Source organism: Falsihalocynthiibacter sp. S25ZX9, assembly GCF_041205405.1.
Lineage (GTDB): Bacteria > Pseudomonadota > Alphaproteobacteria > Rhodobacterales > Rhodobacteraceae > Falsihalocynthiibacter > Falsihalocynthiibacter arcticus.
On sequence record NZ_JBGFCD010000024.1, the window covers coordinates 12232 to 29908 of the forward strand.

A 17677-nucleotide genomic window follows, 5' to 3' on the forward strand; every position below is an offset into this window, starting at 1 on the left:
GGATATCTCTATGCTGTCGGTTCGCATCAAAGGCGCGCGCTCGTGGGGCGTTTGAAAACAATCCCGTCGCGCCTGTCGCGGATGCAGCCGCGCTTGGCGCAGCCTGTGCCGTTGGTGGTCGAAGGGCAACGGCGCTCGGAAGGCCCGATCAAGAGCTATCGCTGGCAAAAGCTGCGCCAGAAGATCTTGGCGCGGGATGGCTACATTTGCCAGCAAACCGGCGTGGCTTTGATCGGCAAGTATCCGGAGGCAAACAGTCCGGTGGTCGATCACATCAAGCCCCATCGCGGCGACCTCGATCTGTTCTGGGACGAAAGCAACCTGCAAGCGGTGGCGAAAGCCTGGCACGATCGCGAGAAGCAAAGTCTTGAGAAGCGCGGTCTGGCGTGAGGCTGTCACATCATTGAAAACGTTGGATAATATCCTGCACCTCGGCGAGGAGGGGGGTGGGGTCAAACTCAGGGGCTTTTGGGCATATCGACCCGTCTCCCCTCACGTAGAGGTTTTTTTTCATGGCGGCGAAATTTGATCTGCTTGGCGATCCGATCCCGGACAACCATGGCAAGGCGGGGCGGGATGGTCATGTGGCTTGTCGTGAAAATCATAATAAAATCAGACTATTAGCGATTGCAGGTTGGACGCAGGCGCAGATTGCCAAGGAGCTTGGCCTGTCGGCGCCGACGTTGCGCAAGCATTATTTTCTATCTTTGAAGAAAGGCGCCTCGATCGCGGTGTCTGAAATCAAAGCGCAAGTGATGCTGATGTTGTTCAAGGCAGCGCAGGGCGGAAACGTCGCCGCGATGAAAGAACTGCTGAAGCAGGCAGAGCGCAGCGAGTTGGAAGCTCTGGCGGGCAAAGCGCGCGGCGACGGGAAGGCCAAGGAAAAGCCGCTGGGCAAAAAAGCGCAACAAAGCAAAGACGCGCGCGACATCACCCTAAATGCAGAAGGCGGGGTTGCGGCGCACTTGCCAAGTTATTCGGATTTCAAACATTAGGGGGCCGAGGTGGCGCTAGATTTTTCCTTTGCTTGCCTTGATTGGGAGGAAAAACTCAAAGCGGGTGAAACGCCGATTTGCGCGTTGCCGATCGACACCAGGAAGGCGGATCAAGCCGAAGCGATTTTTAATTCCCTGCGCCTTCCGGATGTGATCGGGCAACCGACCATGGCGCAGGCGGGTGGGCAATGGTTTCGCGATATCGTGCGCGCAGCCTTTGGCGCCTATGTTGAGGGCGCGTCTGAGCGTCTGATTGGCGAGTTGTTCGTTCTGGTGCCAAAGAAGAACTCGAAAACCACCAACTCGGCGGCGCTTGGGATCACGGCGCTGGTGCTCAATTTGGTGCCTAATGCTGTGATGCTGATCGTCGGGCCGTCGCTTGAGGTAGCGGACACCTGTTTTTCTCAAGCAATCGGGATGATCGAGGCGGATGAAACCTTGAAAGCATTATTTCAGGTGCGGGGGCATATCAAAACGATTGAGCACCGGATCACTGGTGCGGTTCTGAAAATCAAGACGTTCGATATGAAGGTGATGACGGGCGCCATTCCGATCCTAGTTATCCTGGACGAGTTGCACATCATGGCCAAAAACCACTATGCGAAAAAGGTTCTGGGGCAAATACGCGGCGGCATGATCACACGGCCGGATACGCTCTTGATTATGATCACAACGCAATCGGTTGATCCGCCGTCAGGCATTTTTAAATCGGAACTGGAATATGCGCGCGGCGTGCGGGATGGCGTGATCAAAGAAGAGGTGCGGTTGTTGCCAATTCTTTATGAGTTCTCGGAAGCCTTCCAAAAGGACAAGAGGGAGCTGTGGCAGGATCCGAAGTATTGGCCGATGGTGCTGCCAAATCTTGGGCGCTCGATCGAGATTCACCGGCTGACGCCTTTGTTTCGGCAGGCGATGGACAAAGGCCTTGAGGACAAAATCCTTTGGGCCTCGCAGCATTTGAACATTCAAATCGGGCTAGGGACGCATTCCGATCTGTGGATCGGCGGCGAATATTGGCTCAGCTCGGAAGACGAAAATCTAACCTATGAGAAAATCAAGGAAGTTTGCGACGTTTGTGTGGTCGGGATTGACGGCGGCGGCCTTGATGACCTTTTGGGCCTCACGGTGATTGGCCGCCATAAAACCACGAAGATTTGGTTGAGTTGGTCGAAAGCCTTCGCAGACGAGCTGGTGAAGGAGCGCCGCAAAAATATCGTGGCGGAACTTGAGGATTTCGAAAAGGCGGGCGATTTGGTTTTCGTGAGTGATGGCGTGGAAGATATTTCCGCCGTTGCAGAAATATGTGCGGATTTAAACAACGCGGGGTTGCTTCCAGACGAAAACGCGATCGGCCTCGATCCGGAGGGCGTAGCGGCAATCATCGACGCGCTGATCGGTGCGGGGATCAGTGAAGCGCAACTTGCGGCGGTGTCGCAGGGCTACAAACTCAATGCCGCGATCAAAGGTGCGCCGCGCAAGCTGAAAAATGGCACCCTCAAACATTGTGACCAGGCGCTGATGAATTGGTGCGTCGGCAATGCGCGGGCGGAAATGCGCGGCAACGCGCAGATCGTGACCAAGCAATTGTCCGGTTCCGGCAAGATCGATCCGCTGATGGCGTTTTTTGATGCGGTGATGCTGATGAGCCAAAATCCTTCGCCGTCTATGAAAGCAAACATGGATGAATTTCTCTCAAACCCTGTGATGGTGATATGATCCGATTTTTGAAGGCGGCAACGCGCGTGGTGCGCCAAGAACTGGCCAGCGGTGAATCCGGCTGGGTGTCTTTGTCGTCGAGCGAGGCAATTTCATCGAGCGGGGTGACGTCTGCCGCTGGGAAAATAGTATCCGAGAAGGCCGCGCTCAATGTCTCAGCGGTCTGGGCCTGTGTCAGTAAGACGGCGCAAATCGTTTCGACCTTGCCCTTGGACCTCTTTGAGAAGCAATCGGATGGGTCGCGGGCCAAAATTGAAAACGACCTGTCGCAAATGGTGAAGCTTTCACCAAACACCATTCAGACGGGTGTTGAGCATTGGGAAGGGCAGGAAGCCAAAAAGCTTCTCTCGGGTAACGCCTATTCCGAAAAAATACTCTTGGGAAAACGGCTCGTCGGGTTGAGACCGCTGCATAATGTTAAGCCCGTGAGAATCCCGACAGGATTCAAATATAGGGTCACGGAAAACGGGCGCCAGTATGATCTTCCGGCTGAAAAAGTGCTGCATATGCGCGGCTTTGGCGCGGGCGATGGCTTGGGGTTGTCGGCGGTTTCTTATGGCGCGAATTCCATGGGCTTGGCGCTGGCGGCGGATGAAACTGCCGGCGCGGTGTTTGCCAACGGCCTGATGGCCAGCGGCATTCTCAAGGCGGATCAATCGTTGACAGAACCCCAACGCGCAAAGCTTCAGGAGATGCTCGAAGCCTATACCGGTTCAAAGAAGGCTGGCAAAGTCATGGCGCTTCCGGGGGTTCTTGAGTTTCAACAACTCCAGTTCAATCCTGAAGATATTCAAATGCTGGAAACGCGGCGTTTTAGCGTTGAAGATGTTTGCCGCTGGTTTGGCACGCCGCCGATCGTGATTGGCCATGCCTCTGAAGGTCAAACCATGTGGGGGTCGGGCGTTGAATCGATCATGCTGTCTTGGCTGACAACGGGGATCAATCCCCTTTTGTGCCGCAATGAGGCGCGGTTCAATCGCGATCTGATCCCGATCGAGAAGCGGCGGCGCTGGTATTTTGAATATAACCGCGAGGCCATGCTGCAGATGGACAGTGTGGCGAAAGGGGAGTTCCTCTCCAAAATGCGCACCTCGGGCATTATGTCCGCCGATGAAGCGCGCACAAAGATCAACCTGCCCAAACGTGGCGGCGCTGCGGATCAACTGATCGCGCAGACCGCTTTGGCTCCCCTTGAAAAACTCATGACAGGTGAAAAATGACACTTCGCATATTGCCTAAGGCAACCCTCAACACGCTCCCAAATTGTCGCTCTGACATTCCAGAGCGCGCGATCAATCAGTGGAACCCCGATGTGATGGCCTCGGAAGGGGAGAGTGGCGAAAACACAATCACAATTCTCGACCCGATCGGGGCTGATTGGTACGGCGAAGGGGTGACGGCCAAACGTATTTCGGCGGCTTTGCGGCGGATTGGCCCAAATCCGGTCGAGGTTGTGATCAACAGCCCAGGCGGAAGTTTCTTTGAGGGGCTGGCGATCTATAATCTGTTGCTGGAGCATAAAGGCGAGGTCACGGTCAAAATCATCGGCATGGCGGCGTCTGCGGCCTCGGTGATTGCGATGGCGGCGGACAATCTGCTGATGGCGCGCGCTAGTTTTCTGATGATCCACAATACTTGGGTGATGAGTGCCGGAGATCAGCATTCCTTCCGCGACGTTGCCGATTGGTTGAAACCTTTCGACGAAGCTGCGGTTGATATTTACCACGCGCGAACGTCGATCGACCGTAAGAAGATCTCGGCGATGTTGGACAAGGAGACCTGGATCGGCGGCACCTCGGCGGTCGATCAGGGCTTTGCGGATGATCTTCTTTCTTCCGATCAGGTTGAAACCAACGCTCAGAATTCTACCGAATTGACGCCGCATGCTGCGCAAAAGAAAGCCGATCTTTTGCTGGCGCGCTCTGGTGTCACCAAAGCCACGCGGCGCGAGATTTTCGCTGCGATGAAAGGGGGCACGTCTCGCGCTGCCCTATCCAGCACGTCCAGCGCTGCTGTTCATGAGGCGGCGACGCGCCTCCTAACTCAAATCAACAACATCTAACGGAGACCAAATATGTCTAAACGATTTTTAATGCCGAGCATTGCTCTGGCAACCCTTTCGGCTGCGCTGCCAATGGGCGTGATGATGCTGCCGCGCAACGATGCCGACACGCAAACCGTGGCCTTGTTGAAAGAAGTCAGTGCCAAATTGGCCGACGTCAGTGACAAGGTGAAAAGCACCGCAGAGGATGCGCTGAAGCAGGCGCAAAAATCCGGCGAAGTGTCTGCAGAAACCAAGGAAACTGCCGACAAGCTGCTCACCTCGCAGAGCGCGATGAACAAAGTTGTGGAAGCTTTGAAGGCGCAGGTTGAGGGGCTGGACAGTAAGACGCAGGACATCGCACAGCAATTTGCCGAGGGCGGCGCTGGCGGGGGGCAGAACGGTCCAGTGCTGAGCCTCGGGCAAGCATTTGCGGGCGAGACGGACAAGATCAAAGCCTTTGTCGCCAATGGCCATACGGGCACGATGGCGGTCACGATCCAGAATGCGATTACGACGGCGGCGGGTTCCGGTGGTGGCTTGATCGGTCGCCACGAAGAGACGATGCCGATCGGCATTCAACGCCGCCGCTTGTTGATCCGGTCGCTGTTGACGCAGGGCAAAACCGGCAAAGATGGTGTCTATGTCCGCAAACAGGTTTTGCGTGACAACCAGGCGGCGGGAACCGCTGAGGGGGGCACTTCGCCAGCCTCGGCCTACGGCTGGGACAAAGAGCTGACACCGGTGAAGAAAATCACCCATGTCACCAACATCAGCGAAGAAACCATGTCTGATGCCGACGAGTTGCAGACCGAAATTGACAGCGAAATGCGCTATGGACTGGACCTCGAAGAAGAAAACCAGCTGCTTGCGGGCGATGGTCTTGGCGAAAACCACAGCGGCCTTTTGACCGAAGCGCCGTCTTTTGTGGCGGCTGCCGGCTTGCCCAATGCCACGCGCATCGATCGCTTGCGCCTGGGGATTTTGCAGATCGCGCTGGAGGATCATATCGCGTCTTCCTTTGTGCTCAACCCGCTGGATTGGGCGGCGATTGATCTTCTGAAGGACACGACGGGGCGCTATATTTTCGGCAATGCTTTTGGGCAATCTTCACCGTCGCTCTGGGGCAAGGATGTGGTCGAAACCTCTGGCATGGGGGCGGGCGAATGGTTGACCGGCGATCTTGCGCTGGCGGCCACGATTTATGATCGGCAGGAAACGGAAGTGCTGATTTCTTCTGAGCATGGCACAAATTTCGTGGAAGGCATGCTGACCATGAAGGCGCAGAAGCGTCTCGCTTTGGCGATCAAACGCGCGCTCGCCATGTGCAAAGGCGACTTTGTCTTCGTGTAATCTATTGATGGATTGAAAGAAACAACGCGCGCCGATTGGCGGCGCGCGTGACCTTAAAATTGTGCGAGGACATATGTTAATCAAAATGAATTCGACGCGCCACACAGCGGTCGGCACGTTTAAATTCGGCGTGATCTATAACGTCGATGAGCGGGATCCGCGCGTGGCCAAAGCTCTCAAAGGCTTGCGGGCAGGTGCCACTCCTGCGGCGACGGTCCTGACCGAAAAGCAGGCGAAAAAACTCAACGCAGAGGTGAAAAGCCTCGCGCCATTGCCAGCGGCCAGTTTCAGTGCTCAGGATGCGGATGTGCTGCAGAAGGAACTGTCGGCAACGCAGGCCACTTTGGAAGAGCTGCAGGGAACTGCAGAAGATTTGGCGAGCAAGGTTGGGGCGCAGGATGCCGAATGTCTCGATCTGAAAGCGGCGGTTGCCGCCCTGTCTGATGAGCGCAAACAGCTCGAGGACGATCTTGCCGCGATGGCGGCTGAAGCTGACACCTTGAAGTCCACGCTTGAGAACGAGCGCACGGCAGCGGTTGCGAAAGCCGAAAGCGCGACGACGAAAAAAGCGACCTCTGGGAAATGAGCGCAGTCAGCCTTGCGGACGCCAAAAAAGAAGTTGGCGTCCGCCATGACGAGCATGACACGCTTCTGACGGGATACCTTGAGGCTGCAACCGTTCACGCTCAAAACCATGTGAACCGTATATTTGCAGACGATTATGGGGCGGACCTTCCATCTCCCATTCGCATCGCCATTTTGATGCATGTTGCATTTCTCTATCGCAACCGAGGAGCGGCATCTGATGGTAAAAATTCCGAACTTCCAAACGGCTATAAAATGCTTTTGGAAGCTTATCGAAACTTCTTGGGAGCTTAAAATGCTTAAAAAAGTCAAAGTGAAAACGAAAACCGTGACGATGATCAAGTCGCGGGCCGTGAGTGGCCAAACCCGTGCCGTTGGCGATGTGTTGCGCGATCTTCCCGAAACGATCGCTGATATGCTGGTGGGTCGCAAGGTCGCGGTCCTTGGTGAGCAAACTCAGCCAAAGCCCGTTGAGGAGAAACCCGAGCCAAAGCCGTGATCTACGCCGATATTTGCCGCATCGAGCATCCGGTCGAAACACCGGTTGCTGGCGGGGGGCGCGAAATTCAATGGCAGGAATTCATGGTTCTTGATTGCCGGATTGAGGCGCTGCGCTCCTTTCAGGCCGCCGTTGAAAGACAAACGGCGGGCGGCATTGCATCCATGCCACCGGTGCGCCTGCATTTTGGGTATTTCGCTGGCGGTTTGGCCATCACAGAGGCGATGCGCGCGGTCAATTTGGAAACGCAGGAGGTGATGAATATTCTGTCGCCGCCTGTGGATTTGAGCGGGATGCGGGTGGAATTGACGCTCTCCGCCGCGATTGGAAAGCCGAGCTGATGGCCAAAATTCGGGGAGCAAAAGAGTTGCGTCGCGCGTTGAAGCATGCGCCGAGCGCCCTGCGCAAGGAAGCCACCGAAGAGGTGAGAATTTCATCCCAAACCATGTATCGGCGGGTGATGGCGGGGTTGGCCACGGCGGGGCGGCTTGCGCCGTTGTGGCACGGAAAGATCGGCATGCAGCGGATTACTGGCAATGCCCGGCGGTTTTACCGTCATTCTGTTTCGGAAAAGAAAATGAGCGGTCGTGTCGGCTTGTTGACGCCAGGCGCGCATCGCTCGGCTTTCTATTTGCGGATGTTTTTCTACGGCACCTACCGCCAACCGGCGCGCAATATCCATGAAGAGGTCTTTGAAGACGAGGCCGACGGGTTTGTGAAAGCCCAGCAAAAGGCGCTTGATCGCGTGGTGAGGAAATTATGACCGTTGAACAAGCTTTCCCTTTTCAAGTGTGGATCGCAGAGCAAGTAGCTTTGGCGCTGGCGGCGGACCCGATCGAGGTTTTTGATTATGCGCCGCAAAAGCCGCCGGTGGAATTCATCCGTCTCGACGGGTTTGGCCTGACCGATCACAGCCTGAAAAACAAAGAGCGCGGGCGCCACAGTTGCGAGATCCATTATTTCCATCGACCAAAGGGGGCGGACCTAGGCGCGCGGGGGCAAAAGCGCGCCAAAGAAGTGCTCGCAGGGATCCATAGCTTTTTGAAGGCGCAGGCCTTCCTGGGGGAAACCCTGTCGTTTCAGTCGATGAGCAATGAAAAAGACGCGGACGGTGTGACCCAGCACGGCCACCTGCGCTATTCGATCCTGATTTCTTAAACCTTGGCGGGGTTCGCCTTTGTTTGCTCGGCCTTTTGGTCGGGTCAATTCGTGTGTCTAAATCAAAAAAAGGAGGCCCAACATGTCGGGCAAAGACTATCTTCTCTATATCTCCGCCGATGGAACGTCTGTGGGTGCTAAAACCGCAATCGAACTGCAAGGGGATATGAGCCTCAATTTTGGCAAAAGCGTTTCAAAAACCGCGTATAAAAACGGCGCTAAATCTTCGCAGGGCAATGAGGGCATTTCGGGGTCTTGTTCGTTTGGCGACGAAGCGCCCCTTCCGGCAGGCATTGTCCTGTTGTGGGATGCGCATGACAACGACGGTGCGGCCTATTTGTGGATCGAGTCCAGTAAGACGGGTGGGAAAACTTGGGAGGGTAACTTCAAGGTTGCCATTACCGAGCTTACCGCGCCCACGGAAGGTGAAGTGTCGCACAGTCTTGAGTTCAGCGAAGACGGCACAATCACGCGCGGTACCGTCGTCTAATGCGCGGTCGCGTTCATATCGAGTTCGGCGGGAGGGATCATTCCCTCCTGCCGACTTATGAAGTTGCAGAGCAATTTGAAGCCCGCCACGGCGGCATTGTTGATCACTACGAAAAGCTCAACAACGGTTCCGCTCCGATGCAGGTGCGCGCTTATTTGATTTTGCTGGCGCTCAAACAGGGCGAGGGCGGCGACAAGTTCACCCTGCAAGGCGTGATGAAGGCCATGTTTGAATTTGGCCTCTGGCATGGCGATCTGGTGCGCAAAGAGAATGAGCTGATCGAAGGGCTCATTTACACGCCGGAGCAGCTCCTCGCAAAAAAGGAAGAGGAGAAGGCGGCGATGAAAATCGCGTCCGAAGCCTTGGGGGTCTTCTCCGAATAGCCTTCCAAGTGGCCACCGTTGATCTGGGCTGGCCACCGTCCGAATTCTGGACCGCAACCCCGAAAGAACTCTGGGCGGCTTACGATCACAAAGTGAAACGAAACAAGGGAAACTAGAGCATGGCGCGCAAGGTTATTGCTGAATTTGATGCGATCGACGGACCGTTTGTTCAAAAGCTCAAGCGGATCGACAGTGGGATTTCGCGTTTTGAACGGGGCACACTTTCATCTTTTGGCCGCGTTGAGCGCGGTATGGATCGCCTTGTGTCGCAGGGCGCAAGGTTGCGGTCGACCACGGCCTTTCTGGGCGCAGGCTTTGGTCTCAAGGTGGCGTCGGATTTTGTGGATCAAAGCAAGCTTATCCGGAACGCCCTGCGTGATGTCGGCGGTGACTCACAAGAGGCTTTTGAGGCTGTCTATCGAAGTTCGGTGAAGTCTTTGTCCGGCTTTACCGGCTTTGCACAGGGCGTGCAGCGGATGCAGAAATCGCTAGAGGGGCAGCAAGCCCTCACGCAGACCATTCGCGATATGGAAACGCTCAACAAGTTGCTGGCCGTCGGCGGGAAGTCGGCGCAAGAGCGCGAGTCCACGATGGTCCAATTCACCCAAGCGCTGCAGTCTGGCGTTTTGCAGGGCGATGAATTGCGTTCGATCCGCGAAAACGCACCCATCAGTTTTACCCGCGCGATTGCCCGGGAAGCGGGCGGCACGTTGGCGGATTTGAAGGATCTCGCCAAAGAGGGCGTGATCACGACTGAGGTGATGATCCGTGCGTTGCAAAGCCTTGAGGCAGAAGCCGACGCGAAATTCGCCAATGTCGAGGTGACGGTGCAAGCGGCGGCACAAGTGTTTAAAAACGGCGCGATTGTAGCGGCGGAAGGGTTTGACAAGGGGCTGGGCTTGTCGCGCGCCACGGCGGAAAGCCTGCAGGGCTTGGGCGAGATCTTGGGATCGGATGCCGAGGCCGCCGAACTCTTTGGCAAGAGCGTGAAAGTGGCAGGCTTTGCGCTGGCGGCTGCTTTCGGCGGGCGTAAAATGACTGGCTTTGTGAGCGGCGTCAAAGATTTGACAGCGGCGCGCTATGCCGCTGCCACTGCAGCCGATCGTGAATTGCGCACGGCAAACGAACTCGTGGCAAAACGACAGCTGGGGGTGGCGGCGACGCAGGCCAGCGTCGACAAGCTGGCATTGCAAGGCGCTGCGACCCAGCGCATGACCTCGGCCAACAAGCAGGCCACAAAAGCGCGCACACAATTGACGGCGGCAACCGCTCGGCAGGCCATTGCGACGGCGGGCGTCGATGTGGCGCAAAAACGTCTTTTGCTCTCCACACGCTTGCTAACGGGGGCGGGGTCGGCGCTGCGCGGCGCCTTTGCCTTTTTGGGCGGTTGGCCTGGACTGCTGCTGATTGCCGGCACGGCGTTCCTCACTATGGGGGAGTCGGCGGAAAGCGCGACGGAGCGTTTGGAACGGCTCAACCAGATGAGCGGCCAACTTGAAGGCTCCAGCGATAATCTGCGTGCGGTCTTGGAAAAACTCAATGCGGCCATAGAGACGCGCGGCGACACATCGCTCGAGGCCTCCTCGAAAATCATTGCGGCCACGCGGCAGGAATTTGAAGCCAAGAAGGTTTTGCTGCGGCAAGAAAAGATTGGCGAGCAAAGGTTGCAAGCCGAGCGGCTCAAAGAGTTAAATCGCCTGATCAAAGAGCGCGCGGACATTAAGTCGATTGAGGATCGGGTCATCGAGGCCATGAATGAGGGCGCGGCCTATTCCGGAGAATTGCCCGCGAGCTACCGACAGAACATAACGAAAGGGGCCGCAAAAGCCTATAACGCGGACCTGCTGGCGCTCGATCGCACAATCGATGGCTTGCAAGCGACCGTCGACCTGACGGCCCAATCCATTCAATCGGCCAATGAAATTATGAATACCTCGTTTGATGTGGAGCCTGCCAAGGAATGGGGGACGCAGGTGGACGCGGCGCGCAAGATGGCAGAAAAGTTCATCGCGCAGAATATGTCGGCCGAGGAGCGGCAAGCGGCGGTCACAGCCGAAGTCGCGGCGGCACGGGAAAAGCTGGTGGCGCAATACGGGGCGGAAAGCGATATCGTGTCCACACTCGATCGCGCGATGTCCAGTTTCCAGAATGAGCTGAAGAAAACCAAAGGAGACACCGACAGTCTGACCACGGCGGCGACACAGCTCAATCAGGCACTTTCTGCAGTGAGCAGCGTGCACCTAAATCTGGGTGATCGCCTGTCGGTCGCGCGGGCGCAATTGAGCGCGGCACAGGCGGGGGCGAACCAGGACAAAGTAAGTGCGGTCGGGGATGCGCAACAACAATCAATCACGCTGGTGAAAGCTGGCGCCACGCCGGATCAGATCGCGGCGGCCTATACGAAAACTCTCGAGCTCAATCTCGAACTGTCCGAAACACAGGGGCTGATTTCGGCGATCTTCACGCCCAAAAAAGAGGGTGGAGGCGGGGCGACATCACCGCTCAAGACGCTGGAAAAGGAGGCCATCAGCGCGATCGAAAGCATGATGACAGCCGAGGAGCGCCGCGCGCAAACCATTGCCAAGACGGTTGAGATTAGGCGTCAATTGGTGGCTACCTATGGCGCGGAACATATTTCGGTTGCGGCCCTTACCGATGCGCTCGATCGAATGAAGAACGAGCTCGATGACGGCAAAAACAAAACCGACGCACTGTTTGATACGCTTTCTGATCGCATTGCCAGTTCCATCAACGAATGGAAGGGCTTCGGCTCCCTTGTTAAAGCGATTTTGGCCGACATTGTCCGGCAGGAAGGCGTCAGTTTCATCCTGAAATCAGTGGGCTCGGCTATTGGTGGCAGCTTTGGCGAGTCCCTCTCGGCGGAGGTGCATCATGCGGGCGGAATAGCGGGGTCCGGTACGACTAAGCGCCAAGTATCGCCCAGGATGTTTGTTGGGGCCCCGCGTTATCACAACGGCGGAATTGCGGGTCTGAAACCCAATGAGGTTCCCGCGATCCTTGAAGCAGGCGAGCGGGTGTTGCGCAAGGGCGAGACCATGGGCGGCGGCGGGATGAATGTCTCGATCGCCATGGCCAATGATTTTCGCGGCGTTGATAACGGCATGAAAGAGTTTCTGGCCAAGCAAATGTCCAAGATGGAGGCCAGCTTTAAGCCCAAAGTTCTACAGGTGATCTCAAATCTGCCGCGCACCAGGGAGGGTCGTTAGATGACTGTGGCACCGATTTCCGATCTGTTGCTTGGCTATACGTTTCTGACCACAAGCTTCACCCTTCAGCAAAATCAACGGGTGTCGCGCGACAAAGGCGGGCGCGCTTATACGTCCGATTTTGGCGCGCCGTTCTGGATCGCGACCTACGGGTCGGTGATGCTTGGACACGATGATCTGGTCCAAGCGGAATCGCAGCTGCTGGAGTTGGACGGGGCGATGGGCACATTCTGGGCCTATGACACGCGCCGGTTCCAACCGCGCAAACATAGCGGGGGCGCTTTTAGCGACGTCGGGGTGATTGCGTCTATCGGGGTCAACAATGACGCGGTGACGCTGTCCGGTCTGGCGAACGGCTTTACCGCCTCAATCGGCGACAGACTTTCGATCGAAACCGATGGCGGCGGCAGGCGCCTTTTCTCGGTCGTGCGCGAGGACGTTGTCACGGTGGGCGGCGCCCTCACCATTAAGATCCGTCCGCACCTGCCGATCTCTGTGAGTGTCGGGGCCGATGTGCGCTTTTCCAAGGCCACGGTTCTCATGCAAGTGGAACCACAATCCGTCGAAACCAACGACGCGGGACGTGCCCTTGGGACCGTCAATTTTAAAGCCGTCGAAGTCATCTAAGGATCCCCATATGCCCAATTCAATGAGCGCTGCAAACCTTGCGGCGATTGCACAGCGTCGCCTTTTCCCCCGTGATTTTCTCTGGGTGACGGCGACGCGCTATTCTGATGGCGTGGAGGTTGCGCAAGGCTTCTGGTCAGATGCGGGTGACATTTCCGCTGAAATCTTCAACCCGGACACCAATGCAAACGAGATCCGTTTTTTCCACGGGGTCGGCACGCTGATTTCAATTTCTACCTTGGCGGATGTGAGCAACTTGACCATTCAAGAGTTGGAGATCGCGATTCCGCCTGAGGAGGCTTTCGGCCAAGACCTGTTGCGGGTCTATGATCTCAGGCGCGCAAAAGTCGAGATTTATCGGGGGTTTCTAGATCCCGCCACCCGTCGCTTGGTGGGGCCCGCCGATCCGCGCTTTCTTGGTTTCATCGATGAGGTCGAAGAAGACGAAGACGATGCCGGCAACACCACCGGAGTTGCCAAATGCGTGTCCTTCACGCAGGAATTGACGCGCTCCAATCCAGATACGCGCTCCGATGATAGCCAGCGCTTGCGCTCGGCCACCGATGATTTCTTGGCCGATGTTTCAACCGTTGGCGATTGGTCGCTGTTCTGGGGCCAAAACAGTGGGGTCGCATAGCGTGGCCGTCATTCGCCAAGCGCTTCCATGTGAGGGGGAAGCCATTGCAGAACTGGGTCGTGATTTTCTAGCCCATACCGGCGCTCATATCCCGTTTGATCTGTCTTATGCCGAACACACGGTGCGGACGTTTATTTCCGACCCGACGCGCCTTGCACTGGTGCTGGAAAAAGACGGCGCGGTTGTGGGCGCGCTGCTGGCGGCCACCTCATCATCGCCCTTTTCGCCTGTGCTTTTTGCCCAGGAGGTTGCGTGGTGGGTCAGCCCGAACGCTCGCAGCCTAAGATCGCTGCAAATGATTGCGCAGTATGAAGCTTGGGCAAATTCTCGAGGCTGCCGCTTTGTCGCGATGGCCAGCCTGAATGATCACCGGCTTGATCGTTTCTACCGTCGGCGCGGTTTTACCCCGATGGAAACACACTATTTGAAGGGTCTGAAATAATGCCATTTGTCACCGCCGCCGTTGCTGCCATTGGCACCTTCTTTGCGGGATTAACCTTGGAAGTTGTCGGCGCGTTTTTGATTAGAACCATTGCCAGTATTGCTGTGAATGTTCTGGTGAATACGCTGCTTGGCTCAAAGGAGAAAAAACAGCCAGCGATCGGGGTGACCGGCGCATTGTCGTCTGGCGGGGATGTTCCGAGGTCGTTCATTCTTGGGCAGTCGCGGGTTGATGGCTCGCTGGTCTACAGAAATACTTGGGGCAATGCCGGAGCCACGCCGAATGCCTATTACACGCGGGTCATCGCCCTTTCCGATTTGCCGCATTCGCAATTGGTCGAGTTTTATGTGGATGGCGAAAAAGTAACCGTTGGGGATACAAAGCACGGCAATCTTGGCTACCCGATTGAAGAATATTCAGATGCGTCCGGCGTCTATCTCTGGATCAATTATTATGACGGTACGCAAACGACGGCCGATCCGCTTTTGGTGGCCCATGCGAGTCCTGAGCGGCCGTATCCTGCAACCCGCGTTGGGGTTGGCATGTGCTATGCGGTCATTACCGCGCGCAGCAAGCCGGCCTTGTTCTCGGCAGGTTGGCCTAGTTATCATTTCGTTCTCAGTTCAACGCCGTTTTACGATCTTTCCAAGGACAGCTCGCAAGGCGGGGCAGGGCCGCAGCGTTGGAATGACCCGACGACCTGGGGCGGCGACGGCGATGATCTGCCCGTTGTGCAGGCCTATAATATTCTGCGCGGCATCTTCTACAACAGCACGTGGTTTTACGGCACGCGCGGCCTGAGTTCTGGGCGCTTGCCGAGCGCGAAATGGATTGCGGAAATCAACAAATGCCGCACGCCGACGGAAGGCCTGAACGGATTTGCGCCACGGTATCGGTGCAGCGGAGAGCTGCGGGTATCGTCGGAACCGGCCTCCGCGCTGGAAGCGGCCTTGATGACCTGTTCGGGCCGCATTGCCGACATTGGTGGCGTTTATTATCCCCACATCGGTGAGCCAGAAGCGCCGGTGGCCAGTTTTACCGACGCCGAAATCTTGGCAACTGAAGAGGAAAGTTTTGTCCCTTTTCGGCGCTTGCACGACACCGTGAATGGCATCACTGCGACCTATACAGAACCTTCCGAGGGCTATGTCACCAAGGCCGCGCCACCGCTTTACAATGCCAATTTTGAGGCTGAAGACGGCAACCGCCGCCTGACCTCAAATGTCGATCTGCAAATGGTGCCCTATAGTGAACAAGTGCAAAGGCTGATGGCCGAAGCGCTGTCTGCCTCGCGGCGCAACCGGCGCCACACGCTGTTTTTGCCGCCCGCCTATAGCACGGTTCTCAACAATGAGGTTTTGGCTTGGACCTCTGAAAAATACAGCTACGACGCCAAGCAATTCATCATCAACGGCCGCGTCCTTTTGGATGACGGGTCGATCGCGCTCGAACTTGGCGAGGTGGACCCCGAAGATTACACGCCGCCCGCCGCGAATTCCTATGTGCCGGTCACCCCGTCGCCAGTTGTTCTGGTGCGGCCATCAAGTCAAGCTGTCCTGAATTTCGCAGTTGCGCCGGACTCGGTGGTTGATGGAACCGCGCAAGGGCGTCTCCCCGCAATCCTTGCGACATGGGATACCAGTCTGGACGACATCGAGGCGCTGCACGTGCGGGTGCGCCTTGAGGGAGTGGCGGCCTCTACTGAACTTTTGCTCCTTCCCAACTTTGAGGAGGGGGCCGCCCGCATTATTGCCGGCATTCTCCCCGATACCGCTTACGAGGTCTCGGCGCGTCTTGTGCCAAATGCGGCGCGTGCCGTGTCCTGGACATCTTGGCTCAAGGTCACAACGCCAGACGTGCGGTTTGGCTATATCGATTTGGCGGAGGAAATTCAGGAGGATGTGGCGGCAGCCCAGCAAGACGCCGAGGACGCGGCCGCTGCAGCAGTCGCTGCGGATGCGGCAGCCGACAACGTGCAATTTAATCTCACGCAGGCGATTGCGGATTTTGAAGAAGGTTTGGGGGAGGTGCCCGCCTCAATTAGCGCTGCGGTTGCGGCCGAAAGCACGGCACGCACGAATGCCGATGCTGCTTTGTCGAACAGCATTTCCACGGTTTCCGCGACGGCGGGGGCAACTCAAGCGACGGTGGCCACACAGGCAACGGCGATTGCCGATTTGAACGGCTATGCGGCTGCGGCCTATACGTTTCGAGTGCAAGCAGGATCGTCAAATTCCCTGCTTGAGCTGGTGGCGGCGGATGATCCCTCGGGGGCGGTGTCGGTCGCACGGATCTCGGCGGCCAACATTCTGCTTGAGGGGTCTGTTGGCACCGACATGCTTGTTGTCGGCCTTGGCCGCAACCTTCTATCCAACACCGACTTTTCGGATGGATTAACGGATTGGATCGTTTGGGGGGTCGGCGACTGCCATGCTGATACGACATTCCAAAAGAGAGAATTAGCTTGGGGGTACACGGGGGCTGGGTATCCAACGGTCAGTATGACGCAGAGTTCGGGAGATACGGCGGGATATTCAGTATTTGAGTATCGAGGTAATATTGATGGAAATGATCCAATATTCGGAGTGCCCGTACAGGCGGGAGAATGGATTGAGGTCAGTATCAAAGCCGCAATTATTGCCTGTAAAATGGTCTTGCGCCTTCGGTATCGGGATGCAGATGGATCGTGGGTTGGTGACAGCCCACATCTGGCAAGTTTTGACGCGGGGGCAGGCACCAACGGCGCCTCCACAACGAACCCTGAACTCTGGCCGATCTATTGGGGAAAGGATCAAGCCCCCGCTGGCGCAGCCACAGCGACGATTCAGGTGATTAAATACGGCACAACATCCGGCCAGACCGGTAGCTGGGTTATGCTGCACAAGCCGCAACTGGTAAAAACCCATGCTACAGCGAGCCAAGCCACGCCGTATTCGGCCGGTGGCACGACGATGATTACCGGCGGAAAGATTGTCACCGGGTCAATCACGGCAGCACATGGCCTCTTTGCGACAGCCGCAATTGGAACCGCAGATATTGCAAACGCGGCCATTACCAATGCCAAGATCGGGACTGCTGCGATCACCACCGCCAAGATCGGCAATCTCGCCGTGGATACGCTGCAAATCGCGGGATCGGCGGTCACGACGACGGCGAGATCTTATAGTTCTGGGGATGCAGGAATCGCCAGCAGCTACAGCACTGTGGCCACCAAAACCATCACCCGCGTTGCGGGCTATACGTCCCTACTTGAATTCAACTGTTCAATTACGAGTGTGGTTGGGCCGACGGCAAGGATTGCAACCTTCAAGATCAAGCGCGATGGCGTGGAAATCCGCACGGGGGTTTCTGTGACCATTCCGCCAACGGGCACTGGAACGAATACGCTCCAAAGCGCGACGGTGCATGTGGTTCATGAGGATGGAAACACATCGGGCGGTTCAACCACCTACACCGTTGAGGGCTACGGTCCCTACATAACCGCAAAACAGCGATATCTCGCAATCACACAGACAAAAAAGTGA

General features: G+C 56.6%; 20 protein-coding genes. All 20 read left to right on the forward strand.

The window, feature by feature from the left end; translation table 11 throughout:
- The first annotated feature begins 42 nt into the window (after nucleotides 1-42).
- The 20 genes from AB9F29_RS19500 (at nucleotide 43) to AB9F29_RS19595 (ending at nucleotide 17677) form a co-directional block, all read left to right on the forward strand.
- Nucleotides 43-390, forward strand: coding sequence for an HNH endonuclease (locus tag AB9F29_RS19500; RefSeq protein ID WP_369756910.1), 348 nt, complete (start codon nucleotides 43-45; stop codon nucleotides 388-390).
- Between the two features lie 122 nt (nucleotides 391-512).
- Nucleotides 513-995, forward strand: a complete 483-nt coding sequence (locus AB9F29_RS19505; protein ID WP_369756911.1) for a hypothetical protein — start codon at nucleotides 513-515, stop codon at nucleotides 993-995.
- Between the two features lie 9 nt (nucleotides 996-1004).
- A complete protein-coding gene (locus AB9F29_RS19510; RefSeq protein ID WP_369756912.1) occupies nucleotides 1005-2711 on the forward strand; it encodes a terminase large subunit in 1707 nt (568 codons plus the stop codon).
- A complete protein-coding gene (locus AB9F29_RS19515) occupies nucleotides 2708-3931 on the forward strand; it encodes a phage portal protein (protein WP_369756913.1) in 1224 nt (407 codons plus the stop codon). Before AB9F29_RS19510 ends, AB9F29_RS19515 begins: the two co-directional genes overlap by 4 nt.
- Nucleotides 3928-4773, forward strand: coding sequence for a head maturation protease, ClpP-related (locus AB9F29_RS19520; protein WP_369756914.1), 846 nt, complete (start codon nucleotides 3928-3930; stop codon nucleotides 4771-4773). Before AB9F29_RS19515 ends, AB9F29_RS19520 begins: the two co-directional genes overlap by 4 nt.
- A gap of 12 nt (nucleotides 4774-4785) precedes the next feature.
- Nucleotides 4786-6105 (forward strand): phage major capsid protein, encoded by a 1320-nt coding sequence (locus AB9F29_RS19525; RefSeq protein WP_369756915.1) that lies wholly within the window; start codon nucleotides 4786-4788, stop codon nucleotides 6103-6105.
- 73 nt (nucleotides 6106-6178) lie between these two features.
- Complete coding sequence (locus tag AB9F29_RS19530; protein WP_369756916.1) at nucleotides 6179-6691, forward strand: hypothetical protein; 513 nt, start codon at nucleotides 6179-6181, stop codon at nucleotides 6689-6691.
- The gene (locus tag AB9F29_RS19535; protein WP_369756917.1) at nucleotides 6688-6984 is read left to right on the forward strand and encodes a head-tail connector protein; all 297 of its coding nucleotides are present in this window, start codon (nucleotides 6688-6690) and stop codon (nucleotides 6982-6984) included. The genes AB9F29_RS19530 and AB9F29_RS19535 overlap by 4 nt, the downstream gene beginning before the upstream one ends.
- A 1-nt stretch (nucleotide 6985) precedes the next feature.
- A complete protein-coding gene (locus tag AB9F29_RS19540; RefSeq protein WP_369756918.1) occupies nucleotides 6986-7189 on the forward strand; it encodes a hypothetical protein in 204 nt (67 codons plus the stop codon).
- Entirely contained in the window at nucleotides 7186-7530 is a 345-nt protein-coding gene (locus tag AB9F29_RS19545; protein ID WP_369756919.1) for a hypothetical protein, read from the forward strand. Before AB9F29_RS19540 ends, AB9F29_RS19545 begins: the two co-directional genes overlap by 4 nt.
- Entirely contained in the window at nucleotides 7530-7952 is a 423-nt protein-coding gene (locus tag AB9F29_RS19550) for a hypothetical protein (RefSeq protein ID WP_369756920.1), read from the forward strand. Before AB9F29_RS19545 ends, AB9F29_RS19550 begins: the two co-directional genes overlap by 1 nt.
- Nucleotides 7949-8347 (forward strand): hypothetical protein, encoded by a 399-nt coding sequence (locus AB9F29_RS19555; RefSeq protein WP_369756921.1) that lies wholly within the window; start codon nucleotides 7949-7951, stop codon nucleotides 8345-8347. The genes AB9F29_RS19550 and AB9F29_RS19555 overlap by 4 nt, the downstream gene beginning before the upstream one ends.
- Nucleotides 8348-8429: 82 nt before the next feature.
- The gene (locus AB9F29_RS19560; protein WP_369756922.1) at nucleotides 8430-8837 is read left to right on the forward strand and encodes a hypothetical protein; all 408 of its coding nucleotides are present in this window, start codon (nucleotides 8430-8432) and stop codon (nucleotides 8835-8837) included.
- Entirely contained in the window at nucleotides 8837-9220 is a 384-nt protein-coding gene (locus AB9F29_RS19565; RefSeq protein WP_369756923.1) for a hypothetical protein, read from the forward strand. The genes AB9F29_RS19560 and AB9F29_RS19565 overlap by 1 nt, the downstream gene beginning before the upstream one ends.
- A gap of 8 nt (nucleotides 9221-9228) precedes the next feature.
- A complete protein-coding gene (locus tag AB9F29_RS19570) occupies nucleotides 9229-9336 on the forward strand; it encodes a phage tail assembly chaperone (protein ID WP_369756924.1) in 108 nt (35 codons plus the stop codon).
- Between the two features lie 3 nt (nucleotides 9337-9339).
- Nucleotides 9340-12447, forward strand: a complete 3108-nt coding sequence (locus tag AB9F29_RS19575) for a tape measure protein (RefSeq protein WP_369756925.1) — start codon at nucleotides 9340-9342, stop codon at nucleotides 12445-12447.
- A complete protein-coding gene (locus tag AB9F29_RS19580) occupies nucleotides 12448-13074 on the forward strand; it encodes a hypothetical protein (RefSeq protein ID WP_369756926.1) in 627 nt (208 codons plus the stop codon).
- Nucleotides 13075-13084: 10 nt separating this feature from the next.
- Nucleotides 13085-13711: a hypothetical protein gene (locus AB9F29_RS19585; RefSeq protein ID WP_369756927.1), complete on the forward strand. Its 627-nt coding sequence runs from the start codon at nucleotides 13085-13087 to the stop codon at nucleotides 13709-13711.
- The gene (locus tag AB9F29_RS19590) at nucleotides 13698-14153 is read left to right on the forward strand and encodes a GNAT family N-acetyltransferase (protein WP_369756928.1); all 456 of its coding nucleotides are present in this window, start codon (nucleotides 13698-13700) and stop codon (nucleotides 14151-14153) included. The genes AB9F29_RS19585 and AB9F29_RS19590 overlap by 14 nt, the downstream gene beginning before the upstream one ends.
- Complete coding sequence (locus tag AB9F29_RS19595; protein ID WP_369756929.1) at nucleotides 14153-17677, forward strand: hypothetical protein; 3525 nt, start codon at nucleotides 14153-14155, stop codon at nucleotides 17675-17677. The genes AB9F29_RS19590 and AB9F29_RS19595 overlap by 1 nt, the downstream gene beginning before the upstream one ends.

Excerpts from the sequence above, each read along its gene's own strand:
- AB9F29_RS19560 (WP_369756922.1), top strand. The coding sequence starts at position 8,430 with ATGTCGGGCAAAGACTATCTTCTCTATATCTCCGCCGATGGAACGTCT.
- AB9F29_RS19595 (WP_369756929.1), top strand. The coding sequence starts at position 14,153 with ATGCCATTTGTCACCGCCGCCGTTGCTGCCATTGGCACCTTCTTTGCG.
- AB9F29_RS19535 (WP_369756917.1), top strand. The coding sequence starts at position 6,688 with ATGAGCGCAGTCAGCCTTGCGGACGCCAAAAAAGAAGTTGGCGTCCGC.
- AB9F29_RS19565 (WP_369756923.1), top strand. The coding sequence starts at position 8,837 with ATGCGCGGTCGCGTTCATATCGAGTTCGGCGGGAGGGATCATTCCCTC.
- AB9F29_RS19520 (WP_369756914.1), top strand. The coding sequence starts at position 3,928 with ATGACACTTCGCATATTGCCTAAGGCAACCCTCAACACGCTCCCAAAT.
- AB9F29_RS19550 (WP_369756920.1), top strand. The coding sequence starts at position 7,530 with ATGGCCAAAATTCGGGGAGCAAAAGAGTTGCGTCGCGCGTTGAAGCAT.
- AB9F29_RS19530 (WP_369756916.1), top strand. The coding sequence starts at position 6,179 with ATGTTAATCAAAATGAATTCGACGCGCCACACAGCGGTCGGCACGTTT.
- AB9F29_RS19515 (WP_369756913.1), top strand. The coding sequence starts at position 2,708 with ATGATCCGATTTTTGAAGGCGGCAACGCGCGTGGTGCGCCAAGAACTG.
- AB9F29_RS19505 (WP_369756911.1), top strand. The coding sequence starts at position 513 with ATGGCGGCGAAATTTGATCTGCTTGGCGATCCGATCCCGGACAACCAT.
- AB9F29_RS19585 (WP_369756927.1), top strand. The coding sequence starts at position 13,085 with ATGCCCAATTCAATGAGCGCTGCAAACCTTGCGGCGATTGCACAGCGT.
- AB9F29_RS19580 (WP_369756926.1), top strand. The coding sequence starts at position 12,448 with ATGACTGTGGCACCGATTTCCGATCTGTTGCTTGGCTATACGTTTCTG.
- AB9F29_RS19575 (WP_369756925.1), top strand. The coding sequence starts at position 9,340 with ATGGCGCGCAAGGTTATTGCTGAATTTGATGCGATCGACGGACCGTTT.
- AB9F29_RS19525 (WP_369756915.1), top strand. The coding sequence starts at position 4,786 with ATGTCTAAACGATTTTTAATGCCGAGCATTGCTCTGGCAACCCTTTCG.
- AB9F29_RS19540 (WP_369756918.1), top strand. The coding sequence starts at position 6,986 with ATGCTTAAAAAAGTCAAAGTGAAAACGAAAACCGTGACGATGATCAAG.
- AB9F29_RS19555 (WP_369756921.1), top strand. The coding sequence starts at position 7,949 with ATGACCGTTGAACAAGCTTTCCCTTTTCAAGTGTGGATCGCAGAGCAA.